Below are 16,507 nucleotides of genomic sequence, written 5' to 3' on the forward strand. Positions count from 1 at the left end.
CTACGCATCCCCTTTCGCTGCAGCCGACGGATGTCCGGCGGTCTCTGCGGAGGTGTAGTACTTTTCGAGCTCGCCGAGTTCGAACAGGGCGAGCAGATCCGATCGCATGGGCGTCTGATCCTCCGGCGTGACCGTCACCGCGGGTACGGTCTGGCCGACTCCGTCCGGATCCACCCGGCAGACCAGCAATTTGTTGCGCCAGTTCGGATCCATCTGCGGATGATCATCGCGGGTGTGCCCGCCGCGGCTCTCGGTGCGCAACAGCGCCGCCTGCGCGACGCATTCGCTGACCAGCAGCATATTGCGCAGATCGAGGGCGAGGTGCCAGCCGGGATTGAACTGCCGGTGCCCCTCGACGGTCACCGTGTCGAAGCGGTCGCGCAGTTCCGCCAGCCGCTCGATGGCCTGCTTCAGCTCGTGTTCCTTGCGGATGATGCCGACCAGGTCGTTCATCGTCTGCTGCAGATCGGTGTGCAGGGTGTAGGGATTCTCGCCCGTACCCTCGGCGGGCGGATCGAACGGTTCCAGCGCGGTTTTCGCGGCCGCGGTGATATCGGCCTCGGCGATCGCGGGGCGCTCGTCGCCGAGTCGCTCGACATAGGAGGCCGCGCCCAGTCCGGCTCGGCGGCCGAATACCAGCAGATCCGACAGCGAATTGCCGCCGAGGCGGTTGGAACCGTGCATACCGCCGGAACATTCACCCGCCGCGAACAGGCCGGGCACGGTCGCGGCGCCGGTGTCGGGATCGACCTCGATGCCGCCCATCACGTAATGACAGGTCGGCCCGACCTCCATCGGCTCCTTCGTGATGTCCACATCGGCGAGCTCTTTGAACTGGTGATGCATCGACGGCAGCCGCCGCATGATCTCCGCGGCGGGCAGGCGCGAGGCGATATCGAGATAAACGCCGCCGTGCGGGGTGCCGCGGCCCGCCTTCACCTCCTCGTTGATGGCGCGGGCCACCTCGTCGCGGGGGAGCAGATCGGGGGTGCGGCGCGCGGAATCGTTGTCGCGCAACCACTGATCGGCCTCCTCCTCGGTCTCCGCGTACTGCCCCTTGAAGACCGAGGGAATGTAGTCGAACATGAACCGCTTGCCGTCGGCGTTCTTCAGCACCCCGCCGTCGCCGCGCACACCCTCGGTGACGAGGATGCCCTTGACGCTGGGCGGCCAGACCATTCCGGTCGGATGGAACTGCAGGAACTCCATATTGATCAGCGAGGCCCCGGCCCGCAGGGCGAGCGCGTGGCCGTCGCCGGTGTACTCCCAGGAGTTCGAGGTCACCTTGTAGGACTTGCCGATTCCGCCCGTCGCCAGCACCACCGCGGGCGTCTCGAACAGGATGAACCGGCCCGATTCGCGCCAGTAGCCGAACGCGCCCGCGATGCGGCCGGCATCGTCGGTGAGCAGATCGGAGATCGTGCATTCGGCGAACACCTTGATGCGCGATTCGTAGTCGCCGGTGGCCGCGTAGTCCTCCTGTTGCAGCGAGACGATCTTCTGCTGCATGGTCCGGATGATCTCGAGTCCGGTCCGGTCGCCGACGTGCGCGAGCCGGGGGTAGGTGTGGCCGCCGAAATTGCGCTGGCTGATGCGTCCGTCGGCAGTCCGATCGAACAGCGCGCCATAGGTTTCCAACTCCCACACCCGGTCGGGCGCCTCCTGCGCGTGCAGTTCGGCCATCCGCCAGTTGTTGAGGAATTTGCCGCCGCGCATGGTGTCCTTGAAATGGGTCTGCCAGCTGTCCTTCTCGTTGGCGTTGCCCATGGACGCCGCGCAGCCGCCCTCGGCCATCACGGTGTGCGCCTTGCCGAACAGCGATTTGCACACCACCGCGACCGAGTGGCCGTGCTCGCGGGCCTCGATCACCGCACGCAGTCCGGCGCCACCGGCACCGATCACGACGACGTCGTACTTGTGCCGTTCGACTTCAGGCATGGAACCGAATACTCCTGGGAGAGTGGGAAATTAGGTCAATTCACGAAGCGCGGGTCCGAGATGGTTCCGCTGGCCACGAGCATCACGTAGAAGTCGGTGAGCACCAGCGTTCCGAGGGTGGTCCAGGCCAGCAGCATGTGCCGGGTGTTGAGCTTGGACACCTGGGTCCAGAACCAGTAGCGGACCGGATGTGCGGAGAAATGCTTGAGCCGTCCGCCCGCGATATGCCGGCAGGAGTGGCAGGAGAGCGTATATGCCCACAGCAGAAGGACATTCACCCACAGCACGATATTGCCGAGGCCGAATCCGAATCCGCCCGTCTTGCCGTGGAAGGCGACGATCGCGTCGTAGGTGTTGATCACCGAGACGATCATCGCCACGTAGAAGAAGTAGCGGTGGACGTTCTGGATGATCAGCGGAAGCCGGGTCTCGCCGGTGTATTTGGCGTGCGGTTCGGCCACCGCGCAGGCCGGCGGGGAGAACCACACCGCGCGGTAGTAGGCCTTGCGGTAGTAGTAGCAGGTCAGCCGGAACAACAGCAGGAACGGCAGCACCACGAAGCCGAGCGGGATCCACATCGGCAGTGCGCCGACCCAGTGGCCGAGGTGGCTGGAGCCCTCCGCGCAGGAGGTGCTCACGCAGGGTGAATAGAACGGCGTCAGATAGTGGTAGTCCGGCACCCAATACGCCGTGCGCACAAAGGCTCTCACTGTGGCGTAGATGACGAACGCGCCCAGGCCGACCACGGTGGCCAGTGGCGGAACCCACCATCGGTCGGTGCGCAGAGTTCGCGCGGAGATCGCCGCGCGGCTCGCACTGAAGACTCCTGTGCCCGATTCAGCTGCCCGTGTCGGTGCGCTCACTGCTGGATGCCTCGCTGATCTACCCCGTGGAACGTCATCGTTACCTCCGGCATCGGATGTGATGCTGAGCACCTTACGACACACGAGCTATGACCCGCGCCGGGTCCCGGGAATATCGACCCGCCTGGACGCTTATGATTTGCGCCACATTTTCTGATCTTCCCGCGCGGCCTCCGCGACAGTGAACCGTAAGCAAACCTCACGAACTGTTGTGAATCCCAGTGCGATTCGGTCAGCAGCGGCAATTCGGTCATATTCACTCGGCTTCCCGCCCCTGGTGCCGTCACACACCAGCAACAACTCTGTGATGCGCTGTCCGGGGACCCCGCGGGGGAAGGAGCGGTGATGAACAGGGCAGCGATCGTCGCGCCGGTGCGAACGCCCGGCGGGTTCGCGGGCGGCGGTTTGTCGGCCATGACCGCGCAGCGCCTGGCCGCCACCGCGATCGCCGCCGCCGTCGAACGCTCCGGGCTGGACGGCGCGCGGGTCGACGATGTGGTGCTGGCCGGGGCGGTGACGGGAGATCCGCGGCTGGCCCGCCTGGCCGCGCGGGCGGCCGGACTGGCCGGGGTCACGCCCGGATTCGATCTCGAACGCCGGTGCGGCAGCGGGCTTTACGCGTTGATCACCGCGGCGATGATGGTGCGCACCGGCGCGGCCGAGGTGGTCGTCGCGGCGGCCGTCGACCGCGGTTCGGCCGCCGAGGACGCGGCGATTCCGCCCGATCTGGCCGATGTCGAACAGCTCGCGCGCCGCTACGGCATCACCCGCGCCGAGGCCGACGAATTCGCCCTGCGCAGCCATCGCAAGGCCGCCCGCGCCTGGCGGCAGGGGACATTCGCCTCGGAAATCGCCCCCGTCAAGGTGATCGGCGCGACCCGATCCGAATGGGATTGCGCTACACCGCGATTGGTGGAGCACGACGAGACCGTGCGGGAGGATATGACCACCCGCGGGCTGACCGAGCTGAGCCCGCTGTGGCCCGACGGCGTCCTGACCCCCGGCGCACTCGGCGTGCACGGCGCGGGCGCGGCGGCCTGCCTGGTGGTATCCGAGGACCGCCTGTCCGACCTGGGCCTGGAACCCCTCGCCTACCTGACGGATTGGGCCGCCTCGTCCTGCGCTACACCCGAGCGCACCCCCACCGCCGCGGCCGCCGTCTCGAAGCTGCTGTCCCGCAACGGATTCCACCCGAGCGACATGGACCTGATGGAAATCGATGAGAAAACCGCCGTGGACGTCCTGGCCCTACTCCGCCACCTCGACCACCCCGTCGACAACGTCAACGTCAACGGCGGCTCGATAGCCCTGGGCGACCCCATAGCCGCCACCGGCCTACGCATCACCACCACACTCCTGCACGAACTGTTCCGCCGCGCCGCCACCCACGGCCTGGCCGTCACCCCCCTGAGCCCCGACACAGCCCTGGCCGCCCTCTTCGAATCCGCCCATTCCGATCCCACAACCACCACCCCACGAGGCGCCCGCTTCCACACCTCCCGCACACGCCGCCTGGGCCGCCACCGCGCGTGAAGTAGCAGGGTCCTGCGATCTACTCTTTCCATCGCGCGCGCGAAAGGGCGCGCCGGGTCACACGGTCCCGGCGCGCTTGGTCGGTTGCGCTATTTGGTGCGGGGGCGGGAGTGGAAGCCGAGGCCCTCGTCCTGGGCGCCCATCCAGGCGGCCTCATCGGACTTGGCGTCGGGGACGTAGATGACGTCCTGCCTGCGGCGGTCGGAGACCTCCGGGGGCGGGGACTGCTCGAATTCCTCGGCATCTATGGCGAGTCGTTCGAGGTCGTTCTCCAGGCGCCGGACCGTATTGGCGTCGCCGTAGTTGGTACGCAGTGCGCCGATGCACTGCCGGAGCTGGCCGACTGCGAAGCGCAGTTCGGCAATCTCGCTGCGGGTCATCGAAACCTCCTCGAGCCGTGTGATCGACCACACAAGGTGATCTACAACACAGTACGCGAAGATCGGCGATTCGGCCGTATGAAAAGCGTTCGGATGGAATTCAGCCCGCGACCGCGAATTCGGCGTCGTGTCCGCCCACGGTCGAGATCGCGCGTTCCACCAGCGCCGCGATGGCGAGGGCGACCTCCTCGGTGCGTTCCAGGATGACGCTGTGCCCGGCGCCGTCGAGCCGCACCAGTTCGGCCCCGGTCAATTGCGAGGCCAGCACGACCGAATGCGCGAACGGGATCATGATGTCGGCCGAGCCGGCCAACACCAGGGCGGGCAGATCGGCCAGTAGCGCCAGCGTGGCGGTCTCGTCGAAGCGAATCAGCGAATCCAGGAAGCAGGCCATGGTCAGCAGTGGCGTGTCGTTGAGCATGGTGGTGGCCACGGCCACCATGCGCGGGCTCACCCGCCGAGCGCCGAAGCTCGCCTCGCGCATCATCGGTTCGAAGATGCGCCTGCTCAACCGCTTCGAGGCCTGCATCATCCGCGGCGCCCGCCGCACGGCCAAGCGCAGCGAGCCGACGGTGTGCCGATTGAGGAAGCGGGCCAGTCCGACCGTGGTGATCCCACCGGCCGCCCCGGCCAGCAGGCCGATGCCGATCACGCGCCCGCCGATCGCCTCGGGGAACAGCCGGGCGAAGGCCAGTACGACCATCGCGCCCATCGAATGCCCCACCAGCACAACGGGTCCGGTGGGCACCACGGTGCGCAGCACGGCGTCGAGATCGTGCCCGAGCTGATCGATCGTGTAGGTGGCCGGATCGGCGGCCCCGGATTCGCCGTGACCGCGGTGGTCGTAGAAGACCATGCGGGTCTCCGGACCCCATTGCCGCAGCAGCTCGTCGCGGACGAAGGACCAGGATTCGGTGCGCAGACAGTGTCCGTGGACGAACACCACGGTCGGCGTCGCGGCGGGCGAGCCGAATTCGCGGACGGCCAGCGCGGTGCCGTCGTCGGCGATGACGGTGACACGGCGGCCGTCGTAGTCGGCCGCGCGGAGGGCGATCGTGGACATTACGTGCTCCTGGAGAGTCCGCTCTTGCCCGGTTGTCGATAGATATTTCCGGCGCGTTAACCGCTCGAACCTGGCGTTATGGACACGTTGCGGAACCGGTGCCGGGTATAGACCGCATGGTCGGGTGAAGTTTGTCAGGAAAGTATTGGTGAATCTAGGATCTGCACTAGAAAGATGTATATAGCTCGATGGTCGAACATGCTCACCTTTATCTGCCTATATCTAGTCTCAGTCCTAGATATATGAATAAAGGGAGATCGAAGTATAGGACCGAAACTGTCCTACATACTGAATATCGTCATTTCCATGAGCACAGCGATCCGCCCCTTCCGCATCGACATCCCGCAGTCCGAACTCGACGACCTCCGCCGCCGACTGACCGAAACCCGCTGGGGTACACAGCTTCCCGGACCCGGGCGCAGTCGCGGCGTGCCCGAGGCGGAGGTCCGCGACTGGGCGCGCTACTGGGGTGAGGATTTCGACTGGCCCGCACAGCAGGCACGGCTCAACGAGTTTTCGCAGTACCTGACCGAAATCGACGGCCTGTACGTGCATTTCCTGCACATCCGCTCGACCGATCCCGATGCGCTGCCGCTCGTGCTCAACCACGGCTGGCCCAACTCCTTCGTCGAATTCACCCAACTGATCGCGCATTTGACGAAGACATTCCACGTCGTCGTGCCCTCGGTACCGGGTTACGCATTCTCCGACGCCCCGCGCGAAACCGGATTCGGCGTGGACCGGGTCGCGCGGATGTGGGTCGAACTGATGGCCCGCCTCGGCTACGACCGCTACGGGGTGCAGGGCGGCGATCTGGGCTCCTACGTGGCGGAGGCGATGGCGAAGGCCGCGCCCGAACATGTTGTGGGGCTGTATATCACCGCGGGCCTCGGCTTCCCGACCGCCGCGGACGTACCGGAGCTGACCGAAGCCGAGCGCGCGGCCTATCAGGCGCTGATGTCGGCGGACTGGATGCACGGCGTGGACCACCACGCGCTGTTGCGCAGCGCCCCACAGACTTTCGGTTACGGCTGGAACGACTCGCCCACCGCCGCGCTGGCCTGGATGCTGCAGAAATTCCACGACTTCAGCGCCGCGGGCGCACTCGACGAGTCGATCGATCGCGACGCCCTGCTGACCAATCTGAGCGTGTACTGGTTCACCCGGACCTTCGCCACCTCGTCGTGGTCCTACTACGAAACCAGTGAAAGCGCCTGGCCCACCGGCTCGGCCACGGTCGCGACCGGTGTCTACAGCGGCGATCCGGGCATCCGCCGCCTGGCCGAACGCACCGCGAAGATCACGCACTGGCCCACCGGCAACCCGGCCGGGCACCATTTCATCGCCATGGATCGGCCCGCGGCCTACGCCGCCGATCTGCGCACCTTCTTCGCGCGATGAAAAGCCGACCGCCTGCCCGCGAAAGACGTGCGGGCAGGCGGCTTTCCGGGTTCGGCGTCCGGAGTTCTATGTTCCCGCGCCCGACCGCGTCGAGGGCAGGAACGGGTTCAACAGATTCTCTTCGGTCGACGGGCCGAACTGCCATTCGGCGATCCACGGCCCGGTGCCCTCGCTTGGATCGAGGATGCCCTCCTGCAGCCAGCGGAAGTGACCGTCGAGAACCTCGCGGGTCAGCGCGGAATCGGCGTCGTCGGTGTTGTCCCACAGCGCGTCGAACAGTCGCTCGATGCGCAGCCGGGCCTGCTTGCAGAAAATGTCGGCCAGCTGTTCGGCGGCCGGGGCCTCGGGGGCGCCCGCCGCCCGCAGCGACTGCGCTCGCACACAGGCCGCCGACATCGCGAACAGCTCCGCGCCGATATCGACGACGCGACCCAGGAAGCCCTGCCGGTACTCCAGTTTCGCCTGCCAGCGCGCCATCGCGTACATCAGCGACCGGGCCTGTTTGCGCGACATCCGCTCCACGAACCGCAAATGCCGTGCCAGCGGCCCGAATTCGCCATAGGTCGCGGGCACGGTACCCGCACCGACCGCCAACTGCGGGAACCATTTGGCGTAGAAACCGCTCGCACCGACCGCCGCCTTGGCCTTGGCCTTGAACTCGGCATTGCGATCGACCAGCGCCCCGGCGGCGGCCATATGCGCATCGGCCATCTCGCGGGCGATCAGCAGCCGCATGATCTCGCTGGAACCCTCGAAGATCCGGTTGATGCGCAGATCGCGCACCAATTGTTCGGCGCCGACGGCGCGTTCGCCGCGGGCGGCCAGCGACGCCGCGGTCTCGTACCCGCGCCCGCCGCGGATCTGCACCAGCTCGTCGGCGATCGTGCAGCTCATCTCCGAGGCCCACAGCTTCGCCAGCGCCGCCTCGATGCGAATATCGTTGCGGTCCTCGTCGCACATGGTGCCCGACAGATCCAGCGCGGCCTCCAGCGCGAAGGTGGTGGCGGCGATGAACGACAGCTTCGACCCGACGGCCGCGTGCTCACCGACCGGTCGGCCCCACTGCACGCGGGTGGCCGACCATTCACTGGCGATCTTCAGTGACCACTTGGCCGCCGCGGTGCACATCGCGGGGATCGCGAGCCGCCCGGCGTTGAGCGTGGTGAGCGCGATCTTGAGGCCGTCACCCTCGCGGCCGACCAGATTGCGTTTGGGAACGCGGACATTGTGCAGACGGGTGACGCCGTTCTCGATTCCGCGCAGACCCATGAAGGCATTGCGGCGCTCGACGGTGATACCCGGCGAATCGGCCTCGACGATGAACGCCGAGATGCCGCCGCGATGGCCCTCGCTCTTGGGCACCCGGGCCATCACCACGAGCAGTTCGGCGACAACGCCATTGGTGGTCCACAGCTTCACGCCGTTTAGTTCGTAGGCCTCGCCGTCGTCGGTCGGCGTGGCGGTGGAGGCCATGCGCGCCGGATCGGAGCCGACATCGGGTTCGGTGAGCAGGAACGCGCTGACCGCGCCCTTCGCGCAGCGTGGCAGGAATTCGCGCTTCTGCTCGGGCGTGCCCGCCAGCTTCAGCGGTTCGGGGACGCCGATCGACTGATGCGCCGACAGCAGCACGCCCAGACTGCCGTGCACCGAGCCGACCAGCATCAGCGCCTTGTTGTAGCCGACCTGCGAAAGACCTTGTCCGCCGTACTCTTCCGGAATCTTCAGACCGAAGCAGCCGAGTTCGGCCAGCCCCTTGACGTATTCGTCGGGAATCCTCGACGTCGCCTCGATCACGCCGCCGTCGATCGTTTCCAGATAGGCCCGCAGCCGCCGCAGATACGCGTCGGTCTTGGCGGCGTCCTCGACCGAGGGTTGTGGATAGGGATGGATCAGGTCGAGCCGGAAGCGACCGAGAAACATCTCCTTCGCGAACGACGGCTTGGCCCAGGTGGTTTCGCGGGATTCCTCGACGAGCGCGCGGGCCTGCTCCTCCGTGGCGTCGACTTTCGCGGTGGTCGCCATGATTGTCCTCCTCGGACGTGATCAGAATCACATTCGAGTGTAGGAGTCTTGGTTACCCGCCGGTAGGGGTTCGAGGGTAGGGAAATATAAACGTCTCTAATGATCTTGATAGACAAGGGTATTCATTCATTCACACTTCGGAGGTAGCGTCCGAAGTGCGGCACGGTGAATCCGATGGTCCCGCGCTCGGCGGAGTAGATGAGCCCCTTCTTGATCAGTCCGTCGCGGGCGGGCGACAGCGAGGCGGGTTTGCGCCCCAGCTCCTTCGCGACCGCCGCCGTCGCCACCGGTCCGTCGTCGCCGGACAGATCGGCCATGGCGCGCATGTACTCTCGCTCGGCCGGGGTCGCTCGCTCGTAGCGGGAACCGAAGAAGCCGACCGCCAGCTCCTCCTCCGCGGCCGGTGCGGCCAGTTCCACATCCTCGGCCCCGATCGGGCTCTGCGCCGCGATGTCCCAGGTGGCCTTGCCGTAGGCCTGGACGAAATAGGGATAGCCATCGGCCTTGCGGTACAGCGCGTCCAGTGCGGCCTCGGTGAATTTCACCTGCTCCCGCTCGGCCGGCGCGATCAGCGCGTGGTCGGCCGCCGGTCGGTCGAGTCGATCTATCTTGTGATAACTGAACAGTCGCTCCGAATAACTCTTCGACGCCGACAGCACCGCGGGCAGATGCGGCAGGCCCGCGCCGACCACGATCAACGGCGAACCCTCCTGACTCAGTTCGTGGCAGGCCCCGCAGATCGCCGACACATCGGCCGCGCCGAGATCCTGCATCTCATCGATGAAAATCGCGATCCCCACGCCGATTTCACGGGCCACCTGGGCCGCCTCCATGAGCAGCTCCACCAGATCGATCTCGATATCGCCCGAATCGGCCCGGCCTGTCACCGCCGGGACGTCGATACCCGGCTGCCAGCGCTCGCGCATGCCCTTGTCGGCGGTGGAGCGCAGCGCGAAGGCCTTGAGGATGCCCAGGAAATCGTCGACCATCTCCGGATTGCGATGCGCCACCGCGATCTGCCGCACGGCCATGTGCAGGGCCGATGCCAGCGGCCGCCGCAGCTCCTGATCCGGGCGCGCCTCCAGTTTGCCGGTGCCCCAACCTCTGTTGCGGGCGGCCGAGCGAAGCTGGTTGAGCAGTACGGTCTTTCCGACGCCGCGCAGTCCGGTGAGCACCACACTGCGTTCCGGCCGCTCCCGCGAGACGCGCTCCAGCACGATGTCGAAGGCGTCCAACTGCCTGTCGCGTCCGGCGAGTTCGGGCGGCCGCTGGCCGGCGCCGGGGGCGTACGGGTTGCGCACGGGGTCCATGCCCGTACACCGTAGCGCGTGCACACCAAAATCTGACGATATCTACGGTATGTCCTAGAAACAGCTATCGCGCCGCATACGGGGGCGAAAGGTCTTGGCGGGCACCTACGCTGGGTGCTGTTCGCGAAGGGTTTCCCAGTGCAGGGAGAGGCTTATGTCCGAGGAGTCCATTCCGACCGTGGCCGAGGTGGTCGAGTCCTGGAACGTCCCGGCCGAGGCTCCGGTTGCCGCGCGCATCCGCAACAACATTCTGGTGGCCATCGAACGCGGCTACGACGATCCGCAGCTGGTGGCCGATCTCGCCGTCGGTCCGCTCGTGATGGCGCTGGGTCAGCTGGAGGTCGGCCTCGCCGACGCGCACCGGCGGATCGCGGAGCTGGAACGGGCGCTGGACGACCGCGACGGCTCCGAGAACTGACGTCCAGCCCCGTAACGTGCCTGCCTTTCGGTTCGATAACACCGGAGACTGCTCCGAGACCGGGTCGTTACCCACCGCCCGAGCTCGTGAAATCCCAGTCCACCCGGCCCGGATGTTAGTTCGGTCTAAACACTTGTGCCGCACCGGTGGACATCGGCGCGGCGTAGCCGTAATCTTCTCGTGACTTCAACGGAGTCTGTCGCTTCATCGGAGAGGCGGCCCGTGGAGTCATCCGCCTAATCGGTGGTCGAGTGGGCAGCTCGAACATCGAACCGGGGACCCAGGTGTGTTGGGGTGAATCCCTCTCGGCCGCAAGGTCGTTGGGGTAGGGCCGAACTTCCCGGCCCGAACCCGTCAGCTAACTCGGTCGGCGGTGTGGGCAGGAAGAAACAGGAGACTCAGCTCGGTGGGTAAACACAGCTTGCAGCGCGAATCCCGGCTGCCGAATTCGGTCAAGGGCGCGCTCGTATTCGGTGCGGTGGCAGCCACGACCGGTGCGATTCCGGCAATCTCGGCGAACGCCGCGACCATCACCGTCCCAGGCGTGGGCAATTTCGATGTCCCGCTGGACGATCAGCAGGCCGGCGCGTTGAACCAGACGCTCGCCGATCACACCAATGACATCAAGCAGGTGCAGCAGGCGCTGGCGCCGCAGTCCATGGCCGCCCCCGGCCAGGCCGCGCCCGGACTGCCGAGTCTGCCCAGCTTCCAGCAGCAGCAGACCGCGGGCGATATCGCCCTCGACGCCGCCAAGACCAAGCTCGGCGCGGAGTACGTGTGGGGCGCCTCGGGCCCGCAGGCCTTCGACTGCTCCGGTCTGGTGCAATGGGCCTACAAGCAGGCCGGAATCAAGCTGCCGCGCACCAGCTTCGAGATGGAGCACGTCGGTGCACCGGTTCCCATCTCGCAGCTCGCCCCGGGCGACATCATTGTCACCAACGGTGGCGGCCACGTCGTTATGTACGCTGGTGACGGCAAGATCGTGCAGGCGCCGCAGAGCGGTGAGGTTGTCAGCTTCGCTCACCTGAACCCTGACGACGTCGTCACCGCGCGCCGGGTCGCCGTCTGAGTTTCCCCTCATGCTCGGCCGCCCAGCGCGGCCGAGCATGAGGAGTGGAACTGGAGATCTCACAACCAGTCTCAGCCCGGGTCGACTCCTGGACCTGGGCTGTTCGGCTGTTCAAAACCCGCTCTGCGGCCGCCACGGCGTGCCGCGCCGGTCATGTGCGGGTCAATGGCGTCGCGGTCAAGGCGGCACATCAGATCAAGCCGGGTGACGAGGTGCGGGTGCGGGTCAACGGACTCGAACGCATCGTCATCGTCGAACGACTCGTCACCAAGCGGGTCGGTGCCGCGATCGCCGCGCAGTGCCTCATCGATCGGAGTCCGCCGCCTCCGCCCAAGGAAGTCCTCGCGTCGATGCCCCGGCGCGATCGCGGCAGCGGCCGTCCCACCAAACGTGAACGGCGCGAAACGGATCGGCTACTCGGCCGCTCGTCCGACTGAACCGTTGGTCTCCGGGCCGCCGGGTGTGTGCCGAGCGGTGATGCCCGCGCCGACCGCCGCCGTCGCGATGGTCACCAGCGCGCCGAGCATGAGCGCCGATGCCTCGCCCGGCAGCAGCACACCCAATTGCGTGCCGACCGTCACCGCCGCCACCGGCACCCCGATCTGCGCGGCCGCCAGCGCACCGAGCCCGATCGGCTGGCCGAGCAGTCGCATCAGGACATGTGCCAGCACCGCCGCCAGACCCAGCGCGATCCCGAGTGCGATCAGCCGCGGATGCGCGCCGAAATCACGCAGATTCAGCCGCGCGCCCAACCAGACGAAGAACAGCGGCGCGAAGAAACCGTCGGTGATCGCGAACAGCTGCTTGGCCACCCGCCGCGGCTCGCCCACTCCGGCGACCGCCAGCCCGGTCGCGAAGCCCGCCAACATGATCGAGACATGCGTGCGGGTGGCCAGTGCGGCCAGTCCGAACAGCACCGCCAGACTGATTCGCAGCTCGAGGGCGAACTGGCGACGCTCGGACTCCTCGTGCGCGCGCTTGCGCAGCCCGGATCGTTCCAGATAGCGCAGCAGGAAGAACACCGCCACTCCGGCCGCCGTGACGGCGAGCGCGCCGACGGCCGCGCGCCCGGCCGCGCCGGACTCGATGACCAGCGGCAGGGCCACGACGCATGCGGTATCGGCGACGGCCACCTGTGCCGTCAGCGCGAGCACCGACTTCCCCCGCAGCCCGGTCGAATCGATGATCGGCAGCACCAGCGCCGCCGACGAGGACGCGATGAGCACCGAATACATTGCCCCGTGCCCCATATCGAACCAGTCCGCCACGGTGAATCCGGCCGCCGCTGCGAACACACCCACCGCCACCGCCCGCAACGCACCGACCCCCAGCGCCGACCGCACGGCCGGATCCCGCACCGGCACATGCGTCCCCGCCACGAACATCACCAGCGCGAACCCCATATCGGACAGAAACGCGAAGGTCGGATCGTCCGGGTGTAACAGTCCGAAACCCGTGCGCCCGAACATGATCCCCGCGACAAGCTCCCCCAGCACAACCGGCACATGCCACGCCGCCCGCCACGCCAGCAGCGGTCCGACCAGTCCCAGCGCGAAGACCAGCGCGAGTGTCGAGAAGTCCATTCGAGCCATCATCGACCCGCGACCGCGCCACCCGTGCGCAGACACGCGCTATCAGGGTCGGTCCGTCAAGGTCGCCAGATATGCGGCCGCGGGCTCGGCGTCCGGAACGCCGAGGCGGCGGTAGATCTCCACGGCGGCAGTCATATCGGTCATCGCGGTCGCGATATCGCCGAGGGCGGCCCGGCTGCGGGCGGCGCCATCCAGGGCTCTGGCTTGTTCGAAATGATGTCCGATCTCGCGAGCCAGGCAGAGAGCACTTGTGAAGGACGCCAAGGCTTTTTCCGGGTCGTTCGTCGCCAGCAGTACCCGCGCGATGCCGTTGAGTGCTTCGGCTTCGCCGAGACGGCTGCCGACGTCGCGATAGACGGTCAGCGCTTGTCGATGGAGGTCGGCGGCTCGCGCGAAATTCTCGGTTCGTTCGTGCAGCATGCCGAGGTTGCCGAGGACATCGCCTTCATCGAGGCGATTGCCGGTGTTTCGGTTCACGGCAAGCGCCTGTTCCAGCAATTCGGTCGCCTGCCGGTAATCTCCCATCTCCCTGTGTACTTGACCGAGCGTGGTGAGGGCATGAGCTTCGCCGCGACGATGGCCGATGTCTCGGTTCAGGATGAGGGCCTGCTCCAGCAGTTCGGCGGCGTGCTGATAATTCCCGGTAGTCCAGTGCAGGAGGCCGAGGTTGTTCAGGGCGTCGCCTTCGCCGAGGCGGTTGCCGAGGTCGCGGTAGTGGCTCAGAGCCCGCTCGTGCAGTTCGGCCGCGTTTTCGTAATCGCCGGTTTCCCAGTGTAGGAAGCCGAGATTGATGAGGGCGATGGCCTCGCCGAGCCGGTCGGCCAAGTCGCGGTAGTGGTTCAAGGCCTGCTGATACAGTTCGGCCGCGTACTTGTAGTCGCCGGTTGCGCCATGGGCGCGGGCCAGATTGGTAAAAGCGTTGGCCTCGCCGAGGCGGTCGGGCAGGTCCCGGTAGTGTCCGAGGGCCTGTTTCAGCAGATCGGCTGCTGTCGCGAAATCTCCCGTATGGTGATGCACGATGCCGAGATTGGTGAGGGCATTGGCCTCGCCGAGCGGATTGCCGAGGTCGCGGTAGTGGCCCAGGGCTTGCTGATGCAGCCGTATTGCCTGCTCGTATTCGCCCGTTGCCCAATGCACGATACCCAGGTTGGTGAGGGCGTTGGCCTGTCCGAGAAAGTCGTGGATGCGGCCGGCGGTGTCGGCGGCACGGCGATGCAACCTTCTTGCCAATGGCCACGGTCCGTCTCGATCCAGAAGCCCTGCCAGTACGGCGGTCGTGGTAACCATTCGCGCCGGATCGAGGTCAGCCATCAGGTCCAAGCAGGCCAGCAGGGTGGCGCGCTCGGTGCGCATCCACGCCAAAGCGTCGATCTGGCTGTCGAATTCGCGTACCGCGACCTCGTTACCCGCTTCATCGGCGAGTGCGGCGCGTTCGTCGGCGGGCCGAGTGCGACGGGCCAGCCACCGATCCGCGAGGGCGGCCGTCCGCTGATAGAAATCCAGCAAACGCCTCGTTGCTCGCGTGTTGTCGGCGGCCGGGGCGGATGCGGCGACGGTGCGGGCGTACTCGCGCAACAGATCGTGCAACCGGTAGCGGCCCGGCCGGACCTCGTCGATCAGATGGTCGGTGTAAAGAGCCTCCAAGTGTCGTCGCGCGGTATCGAGGGTAAGATCGGCCAGCGCCGCCACCGCCCACAGATCGAATTCGGTCCCCGGATGCAAGCCCAGCAGCCCGAATACGCCCTGCTGCCCGGCCGGCAGATCCCGATACGACAGCTCGAATGCCGCCTGTACAGCTCGATCCGAGGTTTCGAGCTCGGCGAGTCGATCGGTCGCGGCAGCGAACATCTCGGCGAGATCGGCAATGCTCCACGCCGGGTGATGGGCCAGCCGTCCCGCCAGTAGCACAATCGCCAACGGCAGGTACCCGCACAGTGCCACAAGGTGATTCACCGCCGCGCGATCAGTGTCACCGGTGATGTCGCGATGCGAAAGAGTCGCGAAAAGACTTGCCGCGGAATCGGGATCGAGCACATCGAGGGCAAGAGGCGCCGCGCCGTCGAGGGCGACCAGACGGCGGCGACTGGTCACCACGGTCACGCATCCGCTGCCGGTGGGCAGCAGTGGTTCGATCTGCTCCGGACCGGCGGCATCGTCGAGCACGAGTAGAACTCGCCTGTCCGCCAGCCGATCCCGCCACAGGTTCCGCCGCCCCACCAATGTGTCCGGCAGGCTGCGGGGGTCCATCCCCAGATCGGTGAGCAGCCCTGCCAGCACCTCGGACGGGTCCGCGGCCCGCTGTCCCGGGGTGTGCGCGTGCAGATGCACGAAGTACTGGCCGTCCGGGAATCGCGATGCCAGTTCGTGGGCGGCGCGAATCGCCAACGCGGTCTTGCCGACGCCCGGCATGCCGTCGATCGCGTGAATCGACACCACGCGCTCCGATTCCGTCGCCCGCACGATGCGCCGCAACTGATCGTCGCGCCCTACCAGCGTGTCCAGGTCGCGAGGTAGGGCCATGGTCGCGACCGGCCGGGGTGATTCCCTGGGCGGTTCGGCGATTGCCGAGGTCCACAGCCGTTCCCACGCTCGCTGATCTATCAGATCCTTGCGAATGCGACCACGCTGATCTTTGGTCAACGCGAACAATGTGACCAGCACCGGCGCCACCGACTCGAACGTGTGGGGCAGGTTGCGCCCGGATCGCCAATCGCTGATCCGCTGCGCTGTCACGGTCTGTTTTCCGCTCGGCCCGAGGCTGGCTCGCATTCTTTGCGTGGTGGCCCGAACCACCTGCTCCAGGGTCGGCTTCCCGGCCGCCTCGAACAGCTCACCGAGTTGGGAGGCGAAAACCCCTCGCGCCGAATACGATTCGTCATTCTGTCGCGGAGTCGCCCTCTTCATATCGCCTATCCTAT

The 16,507-nt window shown here is 66.7% G+C and carries 13 protein-coding genes and 1 riboswitch; of the genes, 5 read left to right on the forward strand and 8 right to left on the reverse strand.

Annotation, left to right across the window (positions count from 1 at the left end; all coding sequences use genetic code 11):
* Complete coding sequence (locus NP4_RS25490; protein ID WP_068002749.1) at positions 1 to 1,938, reverse strand: fumarate reductase/succinate dehydrogenase flavoprotein subunit; 1,938 nt, start codon at positions 1,936 to 1,938, stop codon at positions 1 to 3.
* 35 nt (positions 1,939 to 1,973) lie between these two features.
* The gene (sdhC, locus tag NP4_RS25495; RefSeq protein ID WP_068002752.1) at positions 1,974 to 2,801 is read right to left on the reverse strand and encodes a succinate dehydrogenase subunit SdhC; all 828 of its coding nucleotides are present in this window, start codon (positions 2,799 to 2,801) and stop codon (positions 1,974 to 1,976) included.
* Positions 2,802 to 3,146: 345 nt separating this feature from the next.
* Here sdhC and NP4_RS25500 point away from each other — a divergent pair, with 345 nt between their 5' ends.
* Positions 3,147 to 4,334 (forward strand): thiolase family protein, encoded by a 1,188-nt coding sequence (locus NP4_RS25500; protein WP_082876214.1) that lies wholly within the window; start codon positions 3,147 to 3,149, stop codon positions 4,332 to 4,334.
* Between the two features lie 89 nt (positions 4,335 to 4,423).
* Here NP4_RS25500 and NP4_RS25505 read toward each other — a convergent pair whose 3' ends face one another.
* Positions 4,424 to 4,714 carry an Rv0250c family protein gene (locus NP4_RS25505; protein WP_068002911.1) on the reverse strand — a complete coding sequence of 97 codons (291 nt, stop codon included), beginning with the start codon at positions 4,712 to 4,714 and terminating at the stop codon, positions 4,424 to 4,426.
* A gap of 100 nt (positions 4,715 to 4,814) precedes the next feature.
* Complete coding sequence (locus NP4_RS25510) at positions 4,815 to 5,777, reverse strand: alpha/beta fold hydrolase (protein WP_068002755.1); 963 nt, start codon at positions 5,775 to 5,777, stop codon at positions 4,815 to 4,817.
* 306 nt (positions 5,778 to 6,083) lie between these two features.
* On the opposite strand from NP4_RS25510, the gene NP4_RS25515 reads away from it, so the two are divergent.
* Entirely contained in the window at positions 6,084 to 7,178 is a 1,095-nt protein-coding gene (locus tag NP4_RS25515; protein ID WP_068002758.1) for an epoxide hydrolase family protein, read from the forward strand.
* A gap of 66 nt (positions 7,179 to 7,244) precedes the next feature.
* Here NP4_RS25515 and NP4_RS25520 read toward each other — a convergent pair whose 3' ends face one another.
* On the reverse strand, positions 7,245 to 9,200 hold the full coding sequence (locus NP4_RS25520) for an acyl-CoA dehydrogenase family protein (protein WP_068002761.1): 1,956 nt from the start codon (positions 9,198 to 9,200) through the stop codon (positions 7,245 to 7,247).
* A gap of 122 nt (positions 9,201 to 9,322) precedes the next feature.
* Positions 9,323 to 10,510 carry a DUF8462 domain-containing protein gene (locus tag NP4_RS25525; protein ID WP_068002764.1) on the reverse strand — a complete coding sequence of 396 codons (1,188 nt, stop codon included), beginning with the start codon at positions 10,508 to 10,510 and terminating at the stop codon, positions 9,323 to 9,325.
* A gap of 154 nt (positions 10,511 to 10,664) precedes the next feature.
* On the opposite strand from NP4_RS25525, the gene NP4_RS25530 reads away from it, so the two are divergent.
* From NP4_RS25530 to NP4_RS25540, 3 genes are all read left to right on the forward strand, one after another.
* Entirely contained in the window at positions 10,665 to 10,928 is a 264-nt protein-coding gene (locus NP4_RS25530; protein WP_068002766.1) for a hypothetical protein, read from the forward strand.
* Between the two features lie 223 nt (positions 10,929 to 11,151).
* Positions 11,152 to 11,316, forward strand: a riboswitch (cyclic di-AMP (ydaO/yuaA leader).
* Positions 11,317 to 11,334: 18 nt separating this feature from the next.
* Positions 11,335 to 11,997, forward strand: a complete 663-nt coding sequence (locus NP4_RS25535; RefSeq protein WP_068002768.1) for a C40 family peptidase — start codon at positions 11,335 to 11,337, stop codon at positions 11,995 to 11,997.
* A gap of 50 nt (positions 11,998 to 12,047) precedes the next feature.
* Positions 12,048 to 12,434 (forward strand): RNA-binding S4 domain-containing protein, encoded by a 387-nt coding sequence (locus NP4_RS25540; RefSeq protein ID WP_373863867.1) that lies wholly within the window; start codon positions 12,048 to 12,050, stop codon positions 12,432 to 12,434.
* Here NP4_RS25540 and NP4_RS25545 read toward each other — a convergent pair.
* Entirely contained in the window at positions 12,411 to 13,580 is a 1,170-nt protein-coding gene (locus NP4_RS25545; protein WP_068002774.1) for a cation:proton antiporter, read from the reverse strand. The genes NP4_RS25540 and NP4_RS25545 overlap by 24 nt on opposite strands.
* A 51-nt stretch (positions 13,581 to 13,631) precedes the next feature.
* On the reverse strand, positions 13,632 to 16,493 hold the full coding sequence (locus NP4_RS25550; RefSeq protein WP_068002777.1) for a tetratricopeptide repeat protein: 2,862 nt from the start codon (positions 16,491 to 16,493) through the stop codon (positions 13,632 to 13,634).
* Between the last annotated feature and the right edge of the window lie 14 nt (positions 16,494 to 16,507).

The sequence above is a fragment of the Nocardia pseudobrasiliensis NBRC 108224 genome (genome assembly GCF_001613105.1).
Lineage (GTDB): Bacteria > Actinomycetota > Actinomycetes > Mycobacteriales > Mycobacteriaceae > Nocardia > Nocardia pseudobrasiliensis.